The sequence below is a fragment of the Paracoccus onubensis genome (genome assembly GCF_003591515.1).
Classification (GTDB): Bacteria; Pseudomonadota; Alphaproteobacteria; order Rhodobacterales; family Rhodobacteraceae; genus Paracoccus; species Paracoccus onubensis.
Genome location: NZ_QZCG01000006.1, coordinates 171,390 through 191,590, shown reverse-complemented (window position 1 = coordinate 191,590; position 20,201 = coordinate 171,390). Strand labels below are relative to the sequence as shown.

Sequence of the window (20,201 nt, the reverse complement as noted above, 5' to 3'; positions counted from 1 at the left end):
ATATTCAGAACAGGAAGAGGTGCCGATGAAGTTGAAATTCCTGATTTTCGCAATGGCCTTGGCTGCCATGGGCCAGGTGCGCGAGGCTCCGCCTCCGCGCAACGTGCCGATGACCGAGCCCGGTACGCCGATGAGTCCCGAGGAACTTGCCGGAGCGCCCGCAGAGCCGAAAGCGCAATCCGAATTGCAGCTATATGCGGCCGCTGATTCCGCGCCCGATGATTTCCAGTGGAAGTCCCGCCCGGTCGTGGTCTTTGCCGACAACCCGGACGATCCTGCCTTCATCGAACAGACGAAGGAATTGCAGCTCAATCCCCGTATGCTGGTCGAGCGTGATGTGGTGGTGATCACCGATACCGATCCGCAGGCAGACAGTGTCTGGCGACAACGATTCCATCCGAAAGGGTTTTCGCTGGTTCTTCTGGACAAGGACGGGCAGGTCAAGCTGCGCAAGCCCTTGCCCTGGGATGTCCGCGAAATCAGCCGTGCGATCGATAAATTCCCGTTGCGCCGGCAGGAGATCGGGCGGGCAGGGGTGCAATAGAATTCACCCTGACGCAGGTTCGGATTGCGAAAAACCGTTGTAGTCCCTATATTCAGGACAGGGCGGATATGTCTGCCCGCAAACGGAGGATGCGAAATGGCGAAAGCGGCCATGTTGCGTAATGACGAGCGGGGTTCTGTCCCGGCCCTCAGTGCCGAGCGGATGGAGCAATTCCGCAAACGGCTTGATGAACTGCTCCACGCCAGAAGAGAGTTTCTGGACAAGAACGGTTCGGTCAATGACGTGACCTCTGCCTTGGGATTGACGCCTATCACGGGCCGCTCCGGTCCACGGATGTTCTACTGATCGCGGCTTTCCCAAGCCCGGCGGTCAGTGTATCGACGGCCTCCCGTCCTGTTTCCAGCGTTTCATTCGAAATCGCGATATAATCCAGAAGCATCTTGGCCGCGCGGTCGGGGTTGTTCCTGATATTTTGCAGCACATCTTCCCCAAAAGCCGCCCGAACCGCCAAAAGGCGATAATATCTGACTACCGAATCGATGCTTGCCTCGGGCAACATATGCACATCGGTGACTATCGCGCGGAAAATGCGGTCATTGGCGTCATGCGGCAGGATTGGCGCCGCTCCTTCGGATATCAGGAGTTGCAACTGCTCGGCATCCGGCAAATCCAGCATCTGCCGCTCCAGCGCGACCACATGCGCCCGGATCTCCGCCAAAAGCGCCCGTTGTATATCGTTGATCCGTTCTCGACGCAGCACCAGATCGCGGCGGCGTGATAGCGCATGCGTCCAGAACCAGCCTGCCGCCACCACCCCGCCGCCCACAATGGCGGTGACAAGGGCGGCAGCGACCCTTTCGTTCAGGATGAGGGGGGACAGATCCACGGGTTGGCTCCTTGGCGTCAATGATATTTCGGGTTTTGCCTCACTCAAACTCCATGATCACGTCATCGACCTTCAGGCTTTGTCCGGCCTCGGCATTCACGGATTTGACCAAGCCTTTCCGTTCGGCCCGCAGGATGTTTTCCATCTTCATCGCCTCGACCGTGCAAAGCGCCTGACCCTCCTGAACCTCCTCGCCTGCGGCCACGTTGATTTTCACCACCAGTCCGGGCATCGGGCAAAGCAGGAATTTCGTCGTATCCGGTGCGATCTTCTCGGGCATCAGCTTGACCAGTTCGGCGGCGCGGGGGCGGCGGACATGGACGTGCAGATCGGCGCCGCGGCTGCGCAGGCGGAAACCCGCGGCGATCCTGTCGACCTTCATGACCAGAGACTGCCCGTCGACCAGCATCCGCGCAAGCGAATGGCCGGGCCGCCAGTCGCTTTCCACCCGCAGTTCACGCTCCCCCGCCTGAACCGTTGCGCCTTCGCGGTCGGCGCGGATCCTGACCGGCACCTCGCGCCCCGCCAGAAAGACCACCCAATGCTCGCCGACATGGCGTTCGTGATTGTCCAGCCTTCCGCTGATCCGTGCGCGGCGAATTTCGGCCACACGATGCATGGCTGCGGCGGCAGCGGCAATGCGGCTGGTTTCATCGTCTCCGGACACAACACCCTGAAAGCCATCGGGATATTCCTCGGCGATGAAAGCCGTGGTCATATCGCCCGCGACGAATTTCGGATGGTCCATCACGGCAGAGAGGAAGGGCAGATTATGCCCGATCCCCTCGACCTCGAACGTATCAAGCGCGACCCGCATTTCTTCGATCGCCTGCCCGCGCGTGGGCGCCCAGGTGCAAAGCTTGGCGATCATCGGGTCGTAATACATGCTGATCTCGCCGCCCTCATAGACGCCGGTATCGTTGCGCACGACATGCGTGGTATCCGCAACCTCTTCGGGCGGGCGATAGCGGGTCAGTCGCCCGATCGAGGGCAGGAAACCGCGATAGGGATCCTCGGCATATAGCCGGGACTCGATGGCCCAACCGTTGATCTTCAGATCGGATTGCGCAAAGGGCAGCGGCTCTCCGGCTGCGACGCGGATCATCTGTTCGACAAGATCGACGCCGGTAATCAGTTCCGTGACCGGATGTTCGACCTGAAGGCGGGTATTCATTTCGAGGAAGTAGAAATTCCGCTCGCCATCCACGATGAACTCGACGGTGCCCGCGCTTGTATACCCCACGGCTGACGCCAGCTTGCAGGCCTGTTCGCCCATGGCCTTGCGCGTGGCCTCGTCGAGGAAGGGCGAGGGGGCCTCTTCGATCACTTTCTGGTTGCGCCGCTGGATCGAGCATTCGCGTTCATGCAGGTAGACGCAATTGCCATGCGCGTCGGCCAGAACCTGAATCTCGATATGGCGCGGCTGGGTCACGAATTTCTCGATGAAGATGCGGTCGTCGCCAAAGCTGTTCGCGGCTTCGTTCTTCGAGGATTCGAAACCCTCGCGCGCCTCGACCTCGTTCCATGCGATCCGCATGCCTTTGCCGCCGCCGCCTGCGCTGGCCTTGATCATCACCGGATAGCCGATCTCATCCGAGATCTTCGCCGCCTCATCCGCATCGGCGATCAGGCCCATGAAACCGGGCACGGTGCTGACGCCCGCTTCAGCGGCCAGTTTCTTCGAGGTGATCTTGTCGCCCATAGCCTCGATAGCCGCCGCCGGGGGGCCGATAAAGGCTACGCCTTCGCGGGCCAGAGCCTCGGCGAAATTCTTGTTCTCGGACAGAAAACCATAGCCGGGATGAACTGCCTCTGCGCCGGTCTGGCGGATGGCATCCAGAATCCTGTCGATCACGATATAGGACTGATTGGCGGGCGGCGGGCCGATATGCACCGCTTCATCGGCCATTTTCACATGCAGCGCATTGCGATCGGCATCAGAATAGACGGCGACCGTCTGAATGCCCATCTTGCGGGCGGTCTTGATGACGCGGCAGGCGATTTCGCCCCGGTTGGCGATCAGGATTTTCTTGAACATGGATTAACCTTGGCCAGAGGACATGAAAAAGCCGCCCGAAGCGAAACGGCTTCGGACGGCTTTGTTGATTGTGATGCTGGGCTTGACCCGAGCGTATACGCAGCGATTACTGGCAGGCGGCAACGCCGACATCGTTGCAAAGCGCACCGCCAAGGGCACCTGCAGCAGCGCCTTTGTAGATATCGCTTTCGTCACCACCAAGAGCCGCCGTAAGCACCCCACCTGCTGCGGCACCCATAGCCGTGCGGTCGATTTCGGTTGCCCGGCCGGTCTGGTTGGCACAGCCCGCAAGGAGGGCGGTGCCAACGGCACCAGCAAGAAGGATTTTGATCGCCATGATGGTTCTTCCTTAACAAGTTTGATGCGAGTACAACTTAAACCGCACGGATTGGTTCCGTGGGAATGTTGAGTCTGATCAGTAAGCCCGGCGGCAGACGCCTGCGTCGTCACACAATGCGCCTGCTGCGCCACCAAGCGCCGCGCCAGCGGCAATATCTTCGTCCAGAGCTTTTGCAATGACAGCGCCTGCGACAGCACCACCGGCCGCCCGCTGCGCGTCAGGGGAAAGACCCGTTGCGGTCCCATAGCCACCTTGCGCACATGCCGACAGGCCAGCGAGCGCCAGCGAAAGACCAGTGAAGCGGATGATGTTGGAAACTTGCATGTTGTTTCTATGCCTGTATTCGTGGCCTCATTCAGAGGCGGTTGAGATGGACGCGCAACTATCACATGGCGGTTGCGCTTGTCCAACGGAGTCATAGCAAGAAAAGTTCCGCTTGGCAGTAAATCGCGCATCAGCGATTTTCCGCCGGTGCACTGTCCGAACGATCGTCGAAATCGTCATCGGAAAACAATTCCGGAAAGGATGCCCGGGCGCAGGCCATGTCGACACGCAGCAATTGCTCGTAATCGGTGGGATCGAGTTCTCCCACGGTCATGATCTCGCGACCGATCAGCCAGGACAGCCGGCCGGCATCCAGATTGCCGCGTTCGAAGGGCTCGTCGCCGAAATGTTCGATCAATGCCGCCAGAAAGCCGATATCCGCCGCCCGATCCGCGGCCTTGCGGTCGCGATAACGCTCGCGTCGGGCCAGGGGCGTCGCGCCCTTCTTGTTATTCCGCCGGATGGTGAACTGATAATCGGTGCCGGGAAGACGGCTGGGAAAACCGCGATGCTTCAGCATATGGCGCCCTCCGGAACGGATAGCGGGCGCGGAAGGCGCGGGCGATCGCACCGCCCGCGCATGATTGGTTGTCGAGTGGCCTTAGCCGTATTTGCCCGAATAGACCGGCTCTTGCGAGACCGGATCCGCCGCGGGTGCGGGGGGCACATAGACTTCGGGTTCCTGGCGCTGGCAAGCGGCGAAAGCCGAAACCAGGACAAGGCCGAGAATGATCTTCTTCGACATAAGCAAACTCTCCTGTATTGCGGACGGCGATGCGTCCGACTGCTCGGGTTTGTGCCGGCCCTTTGCGGGGCCTGACAATTATCCATGATAGCCAGCCCGGCAGCATGCAGATAGCCGGTCACATGCGGCGGCGGCGAAACTTCGCCGGGATGTGGCGCGGCTGCATCTATCACAAGCTTGTGTGTCCGCATGGGATTCCCGTAACTTACAAGGGGATGTTGTCGTGTTTTTTCCACGGGTTCGACAGCTTCTTCCCGCGCAGGGCAGCGAAAGAACGTGCAACCCGGCGGCGAGTCGAGCGGGGCTGGATCACCTCATCGATGAAGCCTTTTTCCGCCGCAACGAAAGGATTGGCAAAGCGATCCTCGTAATCCTTCGTCCTGGCCGCGATCTTGTCGGGGTCGTTCAACTCGCTGCGATACAGGATCTCGACCGCGCCCTTGGCGCCCATCACCGCGATTTCCGCAGTCGGCCAGGCATAGTTGAAATCGCCGCGCAGATGTTTGGACGCCATGACGTCATAGGCGCCGCCATAGGCCTTGCGGGTGATGACCGTGACTTTCGGCACCGTCGCCTCGCCATAGGCGAATAGCAGCTTGGCGCCATGCTTGATGACGCCGCCATATTCCTGACCGGTGCCCGGCAGGAAGCCCGGAACATCGACAAAGGTCAGGATCGGGATCTCGAATGCGTCGCAGAAGCGCACGAAACGCGCCGCCTTGCGGCTGCTGTCGATATCGAGGCAGCCCGCCAGCACCATCGGCTGATTGGCGACGACTCCGATGGTGCGGCCTTCCAGCCGGATGAATCCGGTGATGATATTCCCGGCGAAATCCTTCTGGATTTCGTAGAAATCGCCCTCATCCGCGACCTTCACGATCAGCTCTTTCATATCATAGGGCTGGTTGGGATTGTCGGGGATCAGCGTGTCCAGACTTTCATCGATACGCGCCGGATCATCGAAAAACGGCCGCACGGGAACACCGTCGCGATTGTTCAGGGGCAGGAAATCGAACAGCCGCCGGATTTCCGAGAGCGTCTCGACATCATCCTCGAACGCGCCATCAGCGACCGAGCTTTTCTTCGTATGGGTCGAGGCGCCGCCAAGCTGTTCGGCGGTGACCACTTCATTGGTGACGGTCTTGACCACATCCGGGCCGGTCACGAACATGTAAGAGGTATCTTTCACCATGAAGATGAAATCGGTCATGGCGGGGCTGTAGACCGCGCCACCCGCGCAGGGTCCCATGATGACGCTGATCTGCGGAACCACGCCGGATGCCATGATATTGCGTTGAAACACATCGGCATAACCGGCCAGAGATGCCACGCCTTCCTGAATCCGCGCCCCGCCTGAATCGTTCAGCCCGATGACCGGCGCGCCATTCTGCACCGCCATATCCATGATCTTGCAGATCTTCTGCGCATGGGTTTCCGACAGGGATCCGCCGAATACGGTGAAATCCTGGCTGAACACATAGACCATGCGCCCGTTGATCGTGCCCCAGCCGGTCACCACGCCGTCACCATAGGGCCGTTCGGCCTCCATCCCGAAATCGGTCGAACGATGCGCGACGAACATGTCGAATTCCTCGAAACTGCCCTCGTCCAGCAGCAATTCGATCCGTTCGCGCGCCGTCAGCTTCCCGCGCGCGTGCTGAGCATCGATGCGGCGCTGTCCTCCGCCAAGGCGGGCCTCGTCGCGGCGGCGTTCCAACTCTTGCAGAATATCCTTCATGGGCGGGACCTTTCGGTTGAGTTGCGGGAAAGTAGCGCGCGAATTCGGCGCATGAAAGAAGAATTGGGAAAATTTGCAAACTACATTGCCGGATGATGATGAAAATTGCAAAATCGCAAACTTTTGCAATCCCGATCTTACCGGTCCATCCCGGGCTCACCCCGAATTCATGAAGCCTGAACGGGCGGAATTTCCGGCCGCGATCAATGGGCCATGAACACCGGAAGCGTGGTTTCGGCAATGATTTCCCGCGTCGCGCCGCCGAAGATCAACTGCCGCAACCGGCTTTGGGTATAGGCGCCCTTGATGATCAGATCGGACCCATGCACTGCCGTTTCGGCCAGAATGGTTTCCCCGACTCCGCGCCCTTCCAGTTCCACCGAGCGGGCTTCGCAGGCGATGTCGTTGCGGTTGAGATAGGTGACGATATCGGCGCCGTCGGGGCCGGATACGCTGCTACCTTCAACCGTCAGGACAACGACCCGGTCCGCCCGCGCAAGCAGCGGCAGGGCGAAGGCGATCGTGCGCGCGGTTTCGGTGCTGCCATTCCAGACGATGAGAATGTTCTTGCCGAATTGCCGGGGCGGTTCGGGCGGTGCGATGAGGACCGGCCGGCCGCTTTCGAACAAGGCGGCCTCCAGCGTGGTGCCGCGCGGCTGGCCGTATTTCGAGCCGGGACGGCCAAGCACGGTGATATCGAATGCCCGCCCGATATTGCCGATGAAATCATCGCCATGCGTTTCTGCGTGCCAGCCGAAATGCGGCCCCTTGCCGGTACCGGTTGTTTCAGGGATCGCATGCGCCTGCATCGCGTCAAGGAATGCCTGCCGTGCCTTGGCGGCATTCTCGCCGTTATCCTGCGCATCCTCCTGATAAAGGACCATGGTGCCCATGGCATCGGCCGCCATGAACGGGCTGAGAGCGGGGCTGAGGGTAAAACCTTCAAGGTAACTGTCGAATGCCAGCCCCAGCAGCGCCGCTGTCTGAAGCGTCGATTGCGAGAGTTCGTGAAGTTCCACCGGGACGAGGATCGTTTTCATGACCATGACTCCAGTAGGGCTTGTGACTATGCCCTGATCTTAACATTATAGGCCCGTTCAGCCAAATTCGCATCAACGACCTTCACGCTACACCCGGAATTCATCTTTTGTCAGCCAAATCTACTCCTCCTTCGCCACCGGCCGGGCAATTGCCGCCTGCCAGCGGCGGGAGGGCGCATTTCTTCACGCTTTTCTCGGCGATCATGCTGCCGATGTTTCTTGCGATCGTCGATCAGACCATCGTCGCGGCTGCCTTGCCCGCAATCGCCGCGTCCCTTGGCGATGTCGAGCTGGTCTCGTGGGTGGTGGTGGCCTATCTGGTCACCACCACGATTGCCGCGCCGGTTTATGGGCGTCTTGGCGATCTGCTTGGGCGGCGGAATCTGATGTTCGTTGCCTTGGCCATCGTGATCGTCGCATCGATCCTGTGCGCGATCTCGACCAGCACGGTTTTCCTGATCTGCGCGCGTGCGCTTCAGGGTTTCGGGGGCGGCGGGCTCATGACATTGTCGCAGGCACTGATCGGCGAAAGTCTGGCGCCGCGCGACCGGGCGCGGTATCAGGGCTATCTGGCCGCGGTCGCCGTGACCTCCAGCGCCTTTGGCCCGGTCGTCGGCGGGTTCATGACCGAGCATCTGGGCTGGCGGTCGATTTTCCTGATGAATATCCCGCTTGGTCTGCTGGCGGCGATGCTGACGTTGCGCCTGCCGGCGCGGGGTGGATCGGGAGAGCCGATCCGCTTCGATTTTCCGGGCCTTGCGCTGTTTGCGACCTTTGTCGTCTCGGCTTTGGTGATGCTTCAGCAGGTCCAGCGCTTCGAACTCGGTTCCGTTCCCGTCATCATCGTCCTCTCACTGGCCGGCATTGCCGCGATCGTGCTGCTGATCTGGCGCGAGAAGCGCGCGCCGGATCCGTTATTGCCGCTTCCGCTATTCCGCAATCCCACAATCTGGCGAAGCGACGCATTGGCGGCCTGCCACGGCGCCATGCTTGTTTCGCTGATGACATTCGTGCCGATCTATCTGCGTGTGGTTCACGGAGCGTCTCCCGCCGAGATCGGCCTGATGGTCCTGCCGATGACGGCGGCTATCGGTCTGGGCTCTCTGGTGACTGGCCGCATCGTCAGCCGGACCGGCCGAACCGCGATCTTTCCCTCGGGTGGGCTGGCGGTCGTGGTGCTTGTCCTGATCACCATGGCGATCATCCTGCCATGGCTGAGCGCGCATGAATTCTCCTGGCTGCTGGGTTTCGGCGCGATCTTCATGGGCACGGTAATGGGTGTGGTCCAGCTGACGGTGCAGGTTGCCGCGGGCAGCAGCCGGTTGGGCATCGCGGCCGCGACGGTGCAATTCTCGCGCTCGCTTGGGGCCGCGCTTGGAACGGCCATTGTCGGGACGGTGCTTTTCGGCATGCTGACCATCGGGGATGCCGAAACCGCGCGGCTGTTCGGCACCATTCTTCAGGAAGGCCGGGATGTTCTGGCGTCATTGCCGGACGCGCAGCGAAGAATTGCGCAGGCCGAGATATCCGATGCCTTCCGTGCGGCGTTTCTGGTGATCACCAGCTTTGCTGCCGGCGGATTGTGGCTTGCCTGCTCGATGCCGCTGCGGCGCGTGTAGATTTTCCCAGGCGAGCGGAGGCTTTGCGAATCTGCGGAAATGTCCCTGCGCGACAAGCCGCATCTTGACGCGGAACGCCGTATGGGGAAAAGCAGAAATATGGGATTGCAGATCGATATTCAGGCCATTGTGGCCAACTGGCAGGCTTTGGCGGCCAAGGCTCCGACGGCGCGCGCCGCCGCTGTCGTCAAGGCCGATGGTTACGGTCTGGGCGCGGCGAAAATCGTCCCCGCCCTGTACGAGGCGGGGGCACGCGATTTTTTCGTGGCGCTGGCGCGGGAAGGGCAGGCGATCCGCCCGCATCTGCCCGCGGATGCCCGAATCAATGTCCTGTCCGGGCATATGGAAGGTGCCGACCTGACCGGGCTTGTGCCGGTCATCAACAGTCCTGAACAATTCTTTCGGGATCGCGCCATGCGCCCCGGCAAACCCTTCGCGATTCAGTTGGACAGCGGCATGAACCGGCTGGGAATGGAACCTGCCGAATGGTCATCGCTTCGCGACGAGGCGCTGGCAGCGGGTCCCGCCTTCATCATGTCGCATCTGGCCTGCGCCGATGAGCCGGAACATCCGGCCAATGCCATGCAGCTTGCGGCATTCCGCGAGATGACCGAAGGGGTCGATCTGCCCCTGTCCCTGGCGGCGACCGGGGGGATCCTGTTGGGGAAGGACTATCATTTCGATCTGGTGCGACCCGGGGTCGGGCTCTATGGTGGAATGCCCTTTGCCGACGCCCTGCCTGTTGTGCGTCTGTCATTGCCGGTCATCCAGACCCGGCTGGTCGAACCCGGTGAAATCGTAGGCTATGGCGCGACATGGACCTCGGACGCGCCGCGCCGCATCGCGACGGTTGCGGCGGGTTATGCCGATGGAATCCTGCGGATATTGTCAGGCAGTGGTGCCAGTCTTTATGCGGATGGCGTGGCCTGTCCCATCGTCGGGCGCGTCTCGATGGATCTGGTTACCGCCGATGTCACGCATCTGCGGCAGCTGCCTGCCGAGCTTGACCTGATCTGCCCGGAACAACCTATCGATGCCGTTGCCGACCGGGCCGGAACCATCGGTTACGAAATCCTGACCTCGCTTGGGCATCGTTACGAGCGCAGCTATCTTTAGGAATCTCTGCCGGTTTGTGCCGCATCGACATGGTTCTGTCATGTTCTTGCCACAGAAATTTGCAGCATGGCCTTGTGCGAATCCCCTTGGATCGCCACCATAAGAACATGATTTCGAGCAGGAGAGAAATTTGGGTCTGACTCCCACGTCACAACTTGCGACACCATCCAGCGAAACTCTGCTGGAATTTCCAGACAACCGGCTGTTGATTGATCTGTGCGGCGCGAATGACCGCCATCTCGCCCGCATCGAAGAGGCTCTGGGCGTCCATATCCTGCGGCGCGGCAACCAGCTTGCCGTGGTCGGTAAACCCGAGATGCAGCACGAGGCGGCGCAACTGCTGCAGGGGCTCTATGCCCGGCTGGAGCAGGGCAAGCCCGTCGAAATGCCCGAGATCGAGGCGGCCCTGCGCATGGGCACGGACAGCGCGACCGAAATCACGCCCGACGAACAGCTTGAGATGTTTTCCTCGGGCAATTACGAATTGCGCACCCGCAAGAAATCCGTCGAACCACGGACCGATGCGCAAAAGGCTTATGTCCGCTCGTTATTCGAGAATGCGCTGGCTTTCGGCATCGGTCCGGCCGGCACCGGCAAGACCTATCTGGCGGTTGCCGTGGGCGTGACGATGCTGATCGGCGGGCAGGTGGACCGAATCGTCCTGTCGCGCCCCGCCGTCGAGGCGGGAGAGCGTCTGGGCTTTCTTCCCGGCGACATGAAGGAGAAGGTCGATCCTTACATGCAGCCGCTTTACGATGCCTTGAACGATTTCCTTCCCGGCAAGCAATTGCAGAAGCTGATGGAGGAAAAGCGGATCGAGATCGCACCTTTGGCATTCATGCGCGGGCGGACGCTGGCCAACAGTTTCGTCGTGCTGGACGAGGCGCAGAACGCCTCGACCATGCAGATGAAGATGTTCCTGACACGGTTGGGCGAAGGATCGCGCATGGTCGTCACCGGCGACCGCACGCAGATCGATCTGCCGCGCGGCGTGCAGTCCGGCCTCAGCGACGCCGAACGGATACTGGCGGGCGTCAAGGGAATCAGCTTCAGCTATTTCACCGCCAAGGACGTGGTACGCCACCCGCTTGTCGCGCGCATCATCGAGGCGTATGATGCAGAGGCCGAGGCGGCATTGGCGCGCGGCGACAAGGAAGAGGTCCGGGGCGGCTATGTCCCTCGCCGGGCAGCAAGGAAAGATGCCTGACGAGATATCCTCTGATACCGTCATAGAAGACGAACGATGGAAGGCCGCGGAGCTTGACGCTCTTGCGGCCCGCGCCATCGGGGCGGTCTTGGAATGGCATGGGATCGGCGGCGAGGTCGTGGTGCTGGGCTGTGATGACGCCCGGATCGCGGTGCTGAACGCCGATTTCCGCGGCAAGCCGCGCCCCACCAATGTCCTGTCATGGCCCTCGGTCGAGCATGTCCCCCATGAACCCGGCATTCCTCCGGCGTTGCCGGATATCGATGAATTGGGCGATATCGCCATCGCTTATGACACCTGCGTCGCCGAGGCGATCGCGCAGGGCAAGCCGTTCGACGATCACGTCACGCATCTGCTGGTTCACGCGACCCTGCATCTGCTGGGCTATGATCACGAAAACGATCCGGACGCAGAAACCATGGAGCGGACCGAGCGTTCCATCCTGAAAAATCTTCGTATTCCCGATCCTTACCAAGAGAAAATCGCATGAGCTCCGAGCCCCGATTATCCGCATCCCATCTTGGCGACGAACCCGCCACGCCTGCCGATGGCGTCGGCGGAGAAGGTCGCGACCTTCCTGCCTCGCGCGGTTTTTTCGGCCGTTTTTTCGAGGCGTTGACCGGCCATGAAGACGATCACGAGGAACCGGGGGGACAGCAGCTTTCCACTGCGCCCCATGCACCGGGAATGCTGAACCTGCGCCGGATGCGGGTTGACGATGTTGCGATGCCCAAGGTCGAGATCGTCGCCGCGCCGCTGAATATTTCGCTTGAGGATCTGGTCGAGATGTTCCGCGAACACGGCGTTTCGCGCATCCCGGTATTCCGGGGCACTCTGGACAGTCCGCTTGGGCTGATCCATCTCAAGGATCTGGCGCTCAAGCACGGTTTCGGCAAGGGCGGCAAGTTCAGTCTGCGCCCGATGCTGCGCCCGCTGCTTTATGTGCCGCCATCCATGCCCATCGGTGTGCTGCTGCAGCAGATGCGGCAGAAACGGATTCACATGGCGCTTGTCATCGATGAATATGGCGGAGTCGACGGTCTGGTGACGATCGAGGATCTGATCGAGCAGGTGATCGGTCAGATCGAGGATGAACATGACGAGGTCGAAGACGGGCTTTGGACTGTCGAGAAACCGGGACAATGGCTTATTCAGGCGCGTGCCGAATTGAACGAGGTCGAGGCGGAAACCGGTCTGCGTCTTGCCAGTGACGACGAGGACGAAGAAATCGACACGCTGGGCGGGTTGATCTTCATGCTGACCGGCCGGGTCCCGCTGCGTGGCGAGGTGATCAGCCATGAATCCGGCGCGGAATTCGAGGTCGTCGAGGCCGATCCCCGCCGCATCAAGCGGGTCCGCCTGAGGCTGCCGGATGCCGGAAATGCAAGGCAGCAGGTCGTTGAAAATTAAGATCGTCCAACCTGCCCGCGGCGATGTCCGGGCCGGATTTCATCTCCCTGCCATGTTCAGATAACAGTTTGACAAGAAAGGACGCGGGCGTCTGCCGCGCGAACCCGGAAACATCGCCCCCCTTCTTCTTCATTCAAATATCCCGGGGGTACGGGGGCTGGCCCCCTGCCGTCGCGGGGGGCAAAATGTCTGCATCCCTGTTCAGCCGAGATATGTTTTTAACCGGTCCCGGCGCTCAGGAACTGTATCAAGGCAGCTTCCAGAACCCGGTCTCGCAGATCGGGCATTTCCATCAGCACCTCGTGCCGGCAGTTCTCGAATTCCAGCAGCCTCGCGCTATCCCAACGGCCCGCACGGTCGCGGATCGCGCGCGGAGACACGACCTTTTCGCAATCGCCGAGCGTGATCGTCACCGGCAGATCGGGCGAGGGCAGGGCGGCCAGCCGGTCGCATTCCCGGATTGCTTCCCTGAGCCAGTGCAGGGTCGCGCCACCAATGGTCAGTTCCGGCCATGAAGCCGCTTCATGCAAAAGCCGGGTCCATTCATCGAGATCGCTGGTCAGCACATTCTCACCGAATGCCTCATCGACGAAATAGGTGGTTTTGCCGCCTGTGCCGGGCACCATCTTTTCACCGAAACCCAGCCTGTCGCCCACCACCGCGAGGGCCTGAACGATCGGGCGCGGGAAGCCGTTCCTCTCCAGCCCCCACATCGGCGCGGAAAAGACCGCGCTTGCCACCGGCAATTCATCGAACAGCGCCGACAGCCCGATACAGCCGCCCATGGAATGAGCCAGCAGATGCCAGGGCTTCGGAAGATCGACGGCCGAGGCGGCCACCACCATTTCAAGCACGTCACGCTGATAATCCGCGAATGCGCCGACATGACCCCGCCGGGGATCATCGATCAGCCGGTCGGACATGCCCTGGCCGCGCCAGTCGATCGCAAGGACCTCATAACCGGTATCGGTCAGCCTGCGGGCGACGGGGGCGTATTTTTCCAGATACTCGGTCCGGCCCGGAAACAGCAGGACCCCTCCCACGGGTTCGACCGTCTCGCAGCGCCAAAGCGCCAATCGCAGACGGATGTCATCCTCGGTCCGGACCCAGAAAGCCGAGCCGGGTTTCAGCGGATCATGTGGAAGCTGGTGAAAGGGGGCCTGTTCGATCATCGGGGCATACTCGGATAAATTTCCGGTTCAGGTCAGTGCCTGACCCAGTTGCATCGCCACGCTCATGTCGCCATCCAGCGAGAGCTTGCCGCTCATATAGGCGGTCATCGGATTGACGCTGCCATCCAGGATGCCCTCGAAGGTCTCGCGGCTGGCGGTCAGCGTGACCTCTGCGTCTTCGTCGCCCGCGCGCACGCCGCTTTCGTCGATCATGATCGATCCTTCATCCTCGATCACGAATTTGGCGGTAGAGGAAAAGCTGCCAACCTTTTCCTGAAGCTTTTCGACGGCGGCATTCACGATGTCACTCATTTGATTGCGTCTCCTTGCGCTAACTCTGGTGCCCGACGGGCGGTAAGGTTACATTCGCGCTATGCGCCCGATCCGAAATTTTTACCACCTTATCGTTACGGCAGGCATTCGTGCAATTGTCACCTGCGTGATCGTGATCTGCGCAGCGCAGATTGCCGTGGCCCAGGATCCGGATATGGATGACCTTTTCGTCAAACTGGCGCAACCTGGTAACGACGCATGGCGAATCACCGAAGCCGATATCCTGCGCGAATGGTCAAAATCCGGTTCTGCGTCGGTGGATCTGCTGCTGAAACGCGGTGAAGACGCATTGGATACGGGCGATCTTGATGCGGCGATCGGGCATCTGACCGCATTGACCGATCATGCCCCGGATTTCGCGGCGGGCTGGCAGTTGCGGGGAACGGCCTATGCCGCGGCGGGCTATTTCGGCCCCGCCATCGCAGATCTGGGTCGGGCGCTGGAGCTGGAACCGCGGCAGTTCGCCGCCCTTACGCAGCTGGGCGCGATTTTCGAGGAGATGGAAAGGACCGAAAGCGCATTGACCGCCTATCGTGAAAGCCTGAAAATCCACCCGCATCAGCAAGAGGCCATAGATGCGGTGGCCCGGCTGGAAAAAGAACAGACCGGCACCGATATCTGACCCCATGAACATGTATTCAATCGATCGGGCAATCGATCGGGCGCGCGGCCGGGTGACGGCAGTCCTTGGCCCGACCAATACCGGCAAGACCCATTACGCCATCGAGCGGATGCTGGCCCATCGGACCGGCGTGATCGGTCTGCCACTGCGGCTGCTGGCGCGCGAGGTCTATGACCGGATCGTAAAGGCGCGCGGCCCTTCGGTCGTGGCCCTGATCACGGGCGAAGAACGTATCGTGCCCGAGCGGGTGCAATATTGGGTCGCCACCACCGAGGCCATGCCGTCGGTTGCTGCGGATTTCGTCGCCATAGACGAGATCCAGCTTTGCGCGGATCCCGAAAGAGGCCATGTCTTTACCGACCGCCTGCTGAACATGCGCGGGCTGCACGAGACATTGCTGCTGGGTAGCGACACCATGCGGCCGACCATCGCCGCGCTGGTGCCGGATGTGCAGTTTCAGCGGCGGGAGCGGTTCTCGGAACTGACATGGACCGGATCGAAGAAATTGTCGCGCATGCCCGCGCGTTCGGCCATCGTTGGATTCAGCACCGATGATGTCTATGCCATGGCCGAACTGATCCGGCGGCAAAAGGGCGGCTGCGCGGTGGTCATGGGGGCGCTGTCGCCGCGCACCCGGAATGCGCAGGTGGCCATGTATCAGGCGGGCGAGGTCGATTATCTGGTCGCGACCGACGCCATCGGCATGGGATTGAATCTCGATATCCGCCATATCGCCTTCAGTGCCACCCATAAATTCGACGGCCGCAGGGTGCGGGCGCTGTTCCCGCATGAGCTGGGCCAGATCGCGGGGCGGGCCGGACGGCATACGGATTCCGGAACTTTTGGCGTGACGGGCGAGGCGCGACCCCTTGATGCCGGGCTGATCGAGGCGCTGGAAAATCATCGCTTCGCGCCGATCCAGCGGTTGATGTGGCGCAACAATGCACTTGAATTCGGAACGATGGACCGGCTGGTTTCCAGCCTTGAAGCGGCTTCGGGGCATGAGCTTCTGGCACGGGGGCGCGAGGCCGACGATCTGGCAGCACTGAAATCCCTGCGAGACATGCCCGAGATTCGCGACCGGGTGCAGGACGGGCGCGACGTGCGGCTGTTATGGGATGTCTGCCGGGTACCGGATTTTCGGGGAATATCGCCCAGCGAACATTCCAGCCTTCTTGCCCGGATCTTCGGATTCCTGCGGGAAGGGTCGATTCCGTCCGACTGGATGTCACAGGCCGTCAAGCGGATCGACCGGACCCATGGCGATATAGACGCGCTGTCGAAAAGGCTGGCATATATCCGTACCTGGACCTATGTGGCGCAGCGAACCGGATGGGTCGAGGACGAAAATCATTGGCGCGGCGAAACTCGCGCTGTAGAAGACCGCCTGTCAGATGCGCTGCACGCGGCGTTGACACAAAGATTCGTGGACCGGCGCACATCCGTGCTGTTGCGCCGGCTCAAGCAGAAGGAGAGCCTTGTGGCCGAAGTGAACGACAAGGGCGAAGTGACGGTCGAAGGCGAATTCGCCGGTCGGCTGGAAGGATTCCGTTTCCGTCCCGACCAGACCGCGACAGCGGACGAGGCGAAGATGCTGAACCGGGTCAGTTACGAGGCTCTGCGTCCGCATTTTCACCTGCGCGCGGACCGTTTCTACAACGCTCCCGACACTGAACTGGATTTCACCGAGCAGGGCGGGCTGATGTGGGGCGAGGCCGCTGTCGGCAAGCTGACCAAAGGCGCGGATGCGCTGCATCCCGGCGTCGATGTATTCGTCGACGACGAAGCCGGCGACGAGATCGCCGAAAAGGTCCGCCGCCGTTTGCAGCATTTCATCGACCGGAAGGTCGCAGCCTTGTTCGAGCCTTTGCTGAGCATGGAGAAGGACGAGGCGCTTACCGGGCTGCCCAGGGGTTTTGCGTTCCGCCTGATCGAGGCGCTGGGCGTATTGCCGCGCGCAAGTGTTGCCACTGAGGTCAAGGAACTGGATCAGGAATCCCGCGGGATGCTGCGAAAGCATGGCGTGCGTTTCGGTCAGTTCACCATCTTCATGCCGGCGCTGCTGAAGCCCGCGCCGACGCGGTTGCGGCTGGTGCTTTGGTCTTTGACCGAGGGGTTGGACGAATTCCCCGAAAGCCCGCCTCCGGGTCTGGTCACGATTCCCCATATCCCCGAAGTGCCTGACGGGTATTACACATTGTCGGGTTATTGCCCGGCGGGCGAGCGGGCGATCCGTATCGACATGCTGGAGCGTCTGGCCGATCTGCTGCGCGCACAGGATACGCGCGGCGGATTCGAGGCCACGGCGGATATGCTGTCGATCACAGGCATGACGCTTGAACAATTCGCGGGGCTGATGCAGGGACTTGGCTATGCCGCCGAACAGGGCGAACGCGAAAAGGTGAAGGCGGCGGAACCCGAGGCTCCGGCCCCTGCGGTGACGGATGAAGAACGGCCTTCCGATGCGCCGATGACAGAGGAAGAAAGCGTTCTCGCCGCCGAAACGCGCGCCAAATGGGAGGCCGAGCAGGCCGAGAAACGCCGCGCCGAGGCCGAGATGTCAGGAGAAGCGGTTTCCGGCGAAGAGACTCCGGTCGAGACCGAGGTATTCTATACATTCCGCTGGGCACCCAAGCCGCGCGGCAATCGTCGTCCACAGGGGCAGAGCCGGCGCGAGTCGCAGAAGAATGCGCGATCCGAAGACGGCAAGCCGGGCGGTGGGCGCGAAAGTGGCAAGCAAGGTGGCGGGCGCGAAGGTGGAAAGCCGCGCGGCAAGGGCGCTTCCCGAAAGGGGGGCAAGCCGCAGGGTCCAAAGACCTTCACGTCGCGACCAGAGAAAAAGGCCGATCCCGACAGTCCCTTTGCTGTCCTGGCGGTGCTTAAAGACAAGAAGTGACGGCCGAATCCGACGGTTTGCGCCTTGATAAATGGCTATTCCATGCGCGGCTGTTCAAGTCGCGCGGGCTGGCCGCATCACGGATCGAGGGCGGCGGCATCAGGCTGAACGGCCAGCCCTGCCGCAAACCCGGCAAAACCGTGAGGCCGGGGGACAAGCTGGTGGTCTCGATTCACGGCCATGTGCGTTGCCTTGAGATTCTGGGGCTTGGCCTCCGGCGCGGCCCGGCCCCGGAAGCGAGTAAACTTTATCGTGAGGACGATAGCGGGGCAGAAGACGGATCGCCCGCCATATAGGTGTTGGCCTGGAAGTTATTCCCGTGTGGATTGTTATTCGCGACCGGCGCATGTCCGCAGAACACCTGTTTGCACTTTCCCACGGGCACGAAACCGCAGTCTTTTCGTCATAGGTGGTCTTGAATGATCCCAAGGCCGGGCGTACTTACGCGGCGAATGGAATGGAGCCTATCATGACCTATGTCGTCACGGACAATTGCATCATGTGCAAATATACCGATTGCGTCGAGGTCTGCCCTGTGGATTGCTTCTATGAGGGTGAGAACACCTTGGTCATCCATCCCGACGAATGCATCGATTGCGGTGTCTGCGAGCCGGAATGCCCCGCGGATGCGATCCGCCCGGATACCGAACCGGATATGGAGCAATGGGTCGAGTTCAACCGGAAATATTCCGAGCAGTGGCCGGTAATCACTCAGAAAAAAGATCCGTTGCCCACGGCCGAGGAAATGGATGGCGCGGAAGGCAAGCTGGAGAAGTATTTCTCGGAAGCGCCGGGTGAAGGGGATTGAGGCGGATTGTTACAATCCTCTGAAAAAGAGGTTGCAGCTTGTCGCGATTTGCGGGCGATTCGCGGTCGAGATTGCGTGATCGGCGGATTGAGATTTCATTAATTATTTGAATATAAATAAAAATACAGACTTTCTGCACTGCCGCGAAACTTCTTCGCGGCAACTTCCTTTAATGTCTTATTTATGTTATGTTCAATTCCAGTCGCATCTGATGGGAGTCAGAGGCCCGGATGATATGCGCCGCTAGCTGCTGTTCTCGTGTCCTCTGCCGGACGCGGGCAATTACAATGACCAAAACGGGCCGGACGCGGCATTTGCCGCCTTCGGTCCTTTGCGCCCTTCGCCGGGGCGCCACCTAGAGGAAGCCATATGTCGAAAGCCAAGAAAAACGAATTCCGCCCCGATGATTTCGTCGTTTATCCGGCCCATGGAGTCGGTCGCATCGTGTCGATCGAAGAGCAGGAAGTGGCGGGGCTGCGGCTGGAAATGTTTGTCATTTCCTTCGAGAAGGACAAGATGACCCTGCGTGTGCCCACCGCCCGCGCGACCGAGATCGGAATGCGTGGCCTTTCCACCCCGGATCTGGTGGACAAAGCGCTTGAAACGCTGAAGGGCAAGGCGCGGGTGAAACGCGCGATGTGGTCGCGCCGCGCGCAGGAATACGAGCAGAAGATCAATTCCGGCGATCTGCTGTCGATTGCCGAAGTGGTGCGCGACCTGCACCGCAATGACGAACAGCGCGAACAATCCTATTCCGAACGTCAGCTTTACGAAGCGGCCCTTGACCGCCTGACGCGGGAAGTCGCCGCTGTCGCCGGGCTGGACGAGGGTGCGGCGCAAAAGCGCGTGGACGAGGTTCTGCTGTCCCGCGCGGCCTGAATAATCCTGAAAGTCATTTTAGGGGCGTCCCATCACGGGGCGCCTTTTTTCTGGCGCGCTTCAGCTTTCGGACCAGACAGCCATTTCCGTGCCTCCCGGTTCGCGAAACTGAAAGCGTCGCCCGCCGGGGAAATCGAAAATCTCTTTGGTGATCCTGCCTCCGGCCGCGCGGATGCGTGACAAGGCCGCTTCCAGATCATCACTTTTCAGGACGATCAGCGGTGCGCGCAGGCCGGCACGTGCGATTCCGCCACCGATCCCCGCGCCCTGTATGTCGCGATAATCGGGACCGTATTCGATGAATTCCCAGCCAAGGGCATCCGCGAAAAATTTCTGGGTCTCCTCCAGTTCCGGAGAGGCGAATTCCACATAGTCGATCCTTAGCCGATCACTCATCTGCTGATCTCCGATAATACTGTGATAATGCTTGAATGTACCCGTTTTGTTCTTTCCGGTCAATCTTGCCATGCTGCAATGGTCTGCGCGTGGACATCTGCGGTCAGCCCTCCTATAACGCCCGCAA

23 protein-coding genes are annotated in these 20,201 nt (G+C 60.8%); 12 read left to right on the top strand and 11 right to left on the bottom strand.

The window, feature by feature from the left end; all coding sequences use genetic code 11:
* The first annotated feature begins 25 nt into the window (after window positions 1-25).
* Both D3P04_RS10425 and D3P04_RS10420 read left to right on the top strand, forming a co-directional pair.
* On the top strand, window positions 26-544 hold the full coding sequence (locus D3P04_RS10425) for a DUF4174 domain-containing protein (RefSeq protein WP_119748569.1): 519 nt from the start codon (window positions 26-28) through the stop codon (window positions 542-544).
* A gap of 96 nt (window positions 545-640) precedes the next feature.
* A complete protein-coding gene (locus tag D3P04_RS10420) occupies window positions 641-850 on the top strand; it encodes a hypothetical protein (protein ID WP_119748568.1) in 210 nt (69 codons plus the stop codon).
* Here D3P04_RS10420 and D3P04_RS10415 read toward each other — a convergent pair.
* The 8 genes from D3P04_RS10415 to D3P04_RS10385 form a co-directional block, all read right to left on the bottom strand.
* On the bottom strand, window positions 816-1,391 hold the full coding sequence (locus D3P04_RS10415) for a hypothetical protein (protein WP_119748566.1): 576 nt from the start codon (window positions 1,389-1,391) through the stop codon (window positions 816-818). The two genes, D3P04_RS10420 and D3P04_RS10415, sit on opposite strands and share 35 nt — an antisense overlap.
* Window positions 1,392-1,431: 40 nt before the next feature.
* Window positions 1,432-3,429 (bottom strand): acetyl-CoA carboxylase biotin carboxylase subunit, encoded by a 1,998-nt coding sequence (locus D3P04_RS10410; protein WP_119748564.1) that lies wholly within the window; start codon window positions 3,427-3,429, stop codon window positions 1,432-1,434.
* A gap of 106 nt (window positions 3,430-3,535) precedes the next feature.
* A complete protein-coding gene (locus D3P04_RS23340) occupies window positions 3,536-3,766 on the bottom strand; it encodes a hypothetical protein (protein ID WP_119748562.1) in 231 nt (76 codons plus the stop codon).
* 78 nt (window positions 3,767-3,844) lie between these two features.
* On the bottom strand, window positions 3,845-4,093 hold the full coding sequence (locus tag D3P04_RS10400; RefSeq protein WP_119748560.1) for a hypothetical protein: 249 nt from the start codon (window positions 4,091-4,093) through the stop codon (window positions 3,845-3,847).
* A gap of 130 nt (window positions 4,094-4,223) precedes the next feature.
* Window positions 4,224-4,613: a hypothetical protein gene (locus D3P04_RS10395; RefSeq protein WP_119748558.1), complete on the bottom strand. Its 390-nt coding sequence runs from the start codon at window positions 4,611-4,613 to the stop codon at window positions 4,224-4,226.
* Window positions 4,614-4,694: 81 nt separating this feature from the next.
* Window positions 4,695-4,838: a hypothetical protein gene (locus D3P04_RS23335; protein WP_182912803.1), complete on the bottom strand. Its 144-nt coding sequence runs from the start codon at window positions 4,836-4,838 to the stop codon at window positions 4,695-4,697.
* A gap of 205 nt (window positions 4,839-5,043) precedes the next feature.
* Window positions 5,044-6,576, bottom strand: a complete 1,533-nt coding sequence (locus tag D3P04_RS10390) for an acyl-CoA carboxylase subunit beta (RefSeq protein ID WP_119748556.1) — start codon at window positions 6,574-6,576, stop codon at window positions 5,044-5,046.
* 203 nt (window positions 6,577-6,779) lie between these two features.
* On the bottom strand, window positions 6,780-7,616 hold the full coding sequence (locus D3P04_RS10385) for a universal stress protein (RefSeq protein WP_182912802.1): 837 nt from the start codon (window positions 7,614-7,616) through the stop codon (window positions 6,780-6,782).
* A gap of 107 nt (window positions 7,617-7,723) precedes the next feature.
* Between D3P04_RS10385 and D3P04_RS10380 the strand changes: the two genes are divergently transcribed.
* The 5 genes from D3P04_RS10380 (at window position 7,724) to D3P04_RS10360 (ending at window position 12,968) form a co-directional block, all read left to right on the top strand.
* Entirely contained in the window at window positions 7,724-9,235 is a 1,512-nt protein-coding gene (locus D3P04_RS10380) for an MFS transporter (RefSeq protein ID WP_232844965.1), read from the top strand.
* A 99-nt stretch (window positions 9,236-9,334) separates the two neighbouring features.
* Window positions 9,335-10,351 (top strand): alanine racemase, encoded by a 1,017-nt coding sequence (gene alr, locus D3P04_RS10375; protein ID WP_119748738.1) that lies wholly within the window; start codon window positions 9,335-9,337, stop codon window positions 10,349-10,351.
* Between the two features lie 130 nt (window positions 10,352-10,481).
* Window positions 10,482-11,558 (top strand): PhoH family protein, encoded by a 1,077-nt coding sequence (locus D3P04_RS10370; RefSeq protein ID WP_119748552.1) that lies wholly within the window; start codon window positions 10,482-10,484, stop codon window positions 11,556-11,558.
* Complete coding sequence (gene ybeY / locus D3P04_RS10365) at window positions 11,551-12,048, top strand: rRNA maturation RNase YbeY (protein WP_119748550.1); 498 nt, start codon at window positions 11,551-11,553, stop codon at window positions 12,046-12,048. Before D3P04_RS10370 ends, ybeY begins: the two co-directional genes overlap by 8 nt.
* The gene (locus D3P04_RS10360; RefSeq protein WP_119748548.1) at window positions 12,045-12,968 is read left to right on the top strand and encodes a hemolysin family protein; all 924 of its coding nucleotides are present in this window, start codon (window positions 12,045-12,047) and stop codon (window positions 12,966-12,968) included. The genes ybeY and D3P04_RS10360 overlap by 4 nt, the downstream gene beginning before the upstream one ends.
* A gap of 218 nt (window positions 12,969-13,186) precedes the next feature.
* Here the strand turns inward: D3P04_RS10360 and D3P04_RS10355 are convergent, their stop codons facing one another.
* Window positions 13,187-14,140: an alpha/beta fold hydrolase gene (locus D3P04_RS10355; RefSeq protein ID WP_232844963.1), complete on the bottom strand. Its 954-nt coding sequence runs from the start codon at window positions 14,138-14,140 to the stop codon at window positions 13,187-13,189.
* Between the two features lie 27 nt (window positions 14,141-14,167).
* Window positions 14,168-14,452: an SCP2 sterol-binding domain-containing protein gene (locus D3P04_RS10350; RefSeq protein ID WP_119748546.1), complete on the bottom strand. Its 285-nt coding sequence runs from the start codon at window positions 14,450-14,452 to the stop codon at window positions 14,168-14,170.
* A 61-nt stretch (window positions 14,453-14,513) separates the two neighbouring features.
* On the opposite strand from D3P04_RS10350, the gene D3P04_RS10345 reads away from it, so the two are divergent.
* The 5 genes from D3P04_RS10345 (at window position 14,514) to D3P04_RS10325 (ending at window position 19,678) form a co-directional block, all read left to right on the top strand.
* A complete protein-coding gene (locus D3P04_RS10345; protein ID WP_232844962.1) occupies window positions 14,514-15,095 on the top strand; it encodes a hypothetical protein in 582 nt (193 codons plus the stop codon).
* 4 nt (window positions 15,096-15,099) lie between these two features.
* The gene (locus D3P04_RS10340) at window positions 15,100-17,991 is read left to right on the top strand and encodes a helicase-related protein (protein WP_232844961.1); all 2,892 of its coding nucleotides are present in this window, start codon (window positions 15,100-15,102) and stop codon (window positions 17,989-17,991) included.
* Window positions 17,988-18,287 (top strand): RNA-binding S4 domain-containing protein, encoded by a 300-nt coding sequence (locus D3P04_RS10335; protein WP_119748544.1) that lies wholly within the window; start codon window positions 17,988-17,990, stop codon window positions 18,285-18,287. The genes D3P04_RS10340 and D3P04_RS10335 overlap by 4 nt, the downstream gene beginning before the upstream one ends.
* A 173-nt stretch (window positions 18,288-18,460) precedes the next feature.
* Window positions 18,461-18,799 (top strand): ferredoxin FdxA, encoded by a 339-nt coding sequence (gene fdxA / locus D3P04_RS10330; protein WP_119748542.1) that lies wholly within the window; start codon window positions 18,461-18,463, stop codon window positions 18,797-18,799.
* Between the two features lie 369 nt (window positions 18,800-19,168).
* Window positions 19,169-19,678: a CarD family transcriptional regulator gene (locus D3P04_RS10325; RefSeq protein WP_119748540.1), complete on the top strand. Its 510-nt coding sequence runs from the start codon at window positions 19,169-19,171 to the stop codon at window positions 19,676-19,678.
* A gap of 60 nt (window positions 19,679-19,738) precedes the next feature.
* Here the strand turns inward: D3P04_RS10325 and D3P04_RS10320 are convergent, their stop codons facing one another.
* Window positions 19,739-20,074: a VOC family protein gene (locus D3P04_RS10320; protein WP_119748730.1), complete on the bottom strand. Its 336-nt coding sequence runs from the start codon at window positions 20,072-20,074 to the stop codon at window positions 19,739-19,741.
* Window positions 20,075-20,201 lie beyond the last annotated feature (127 nt).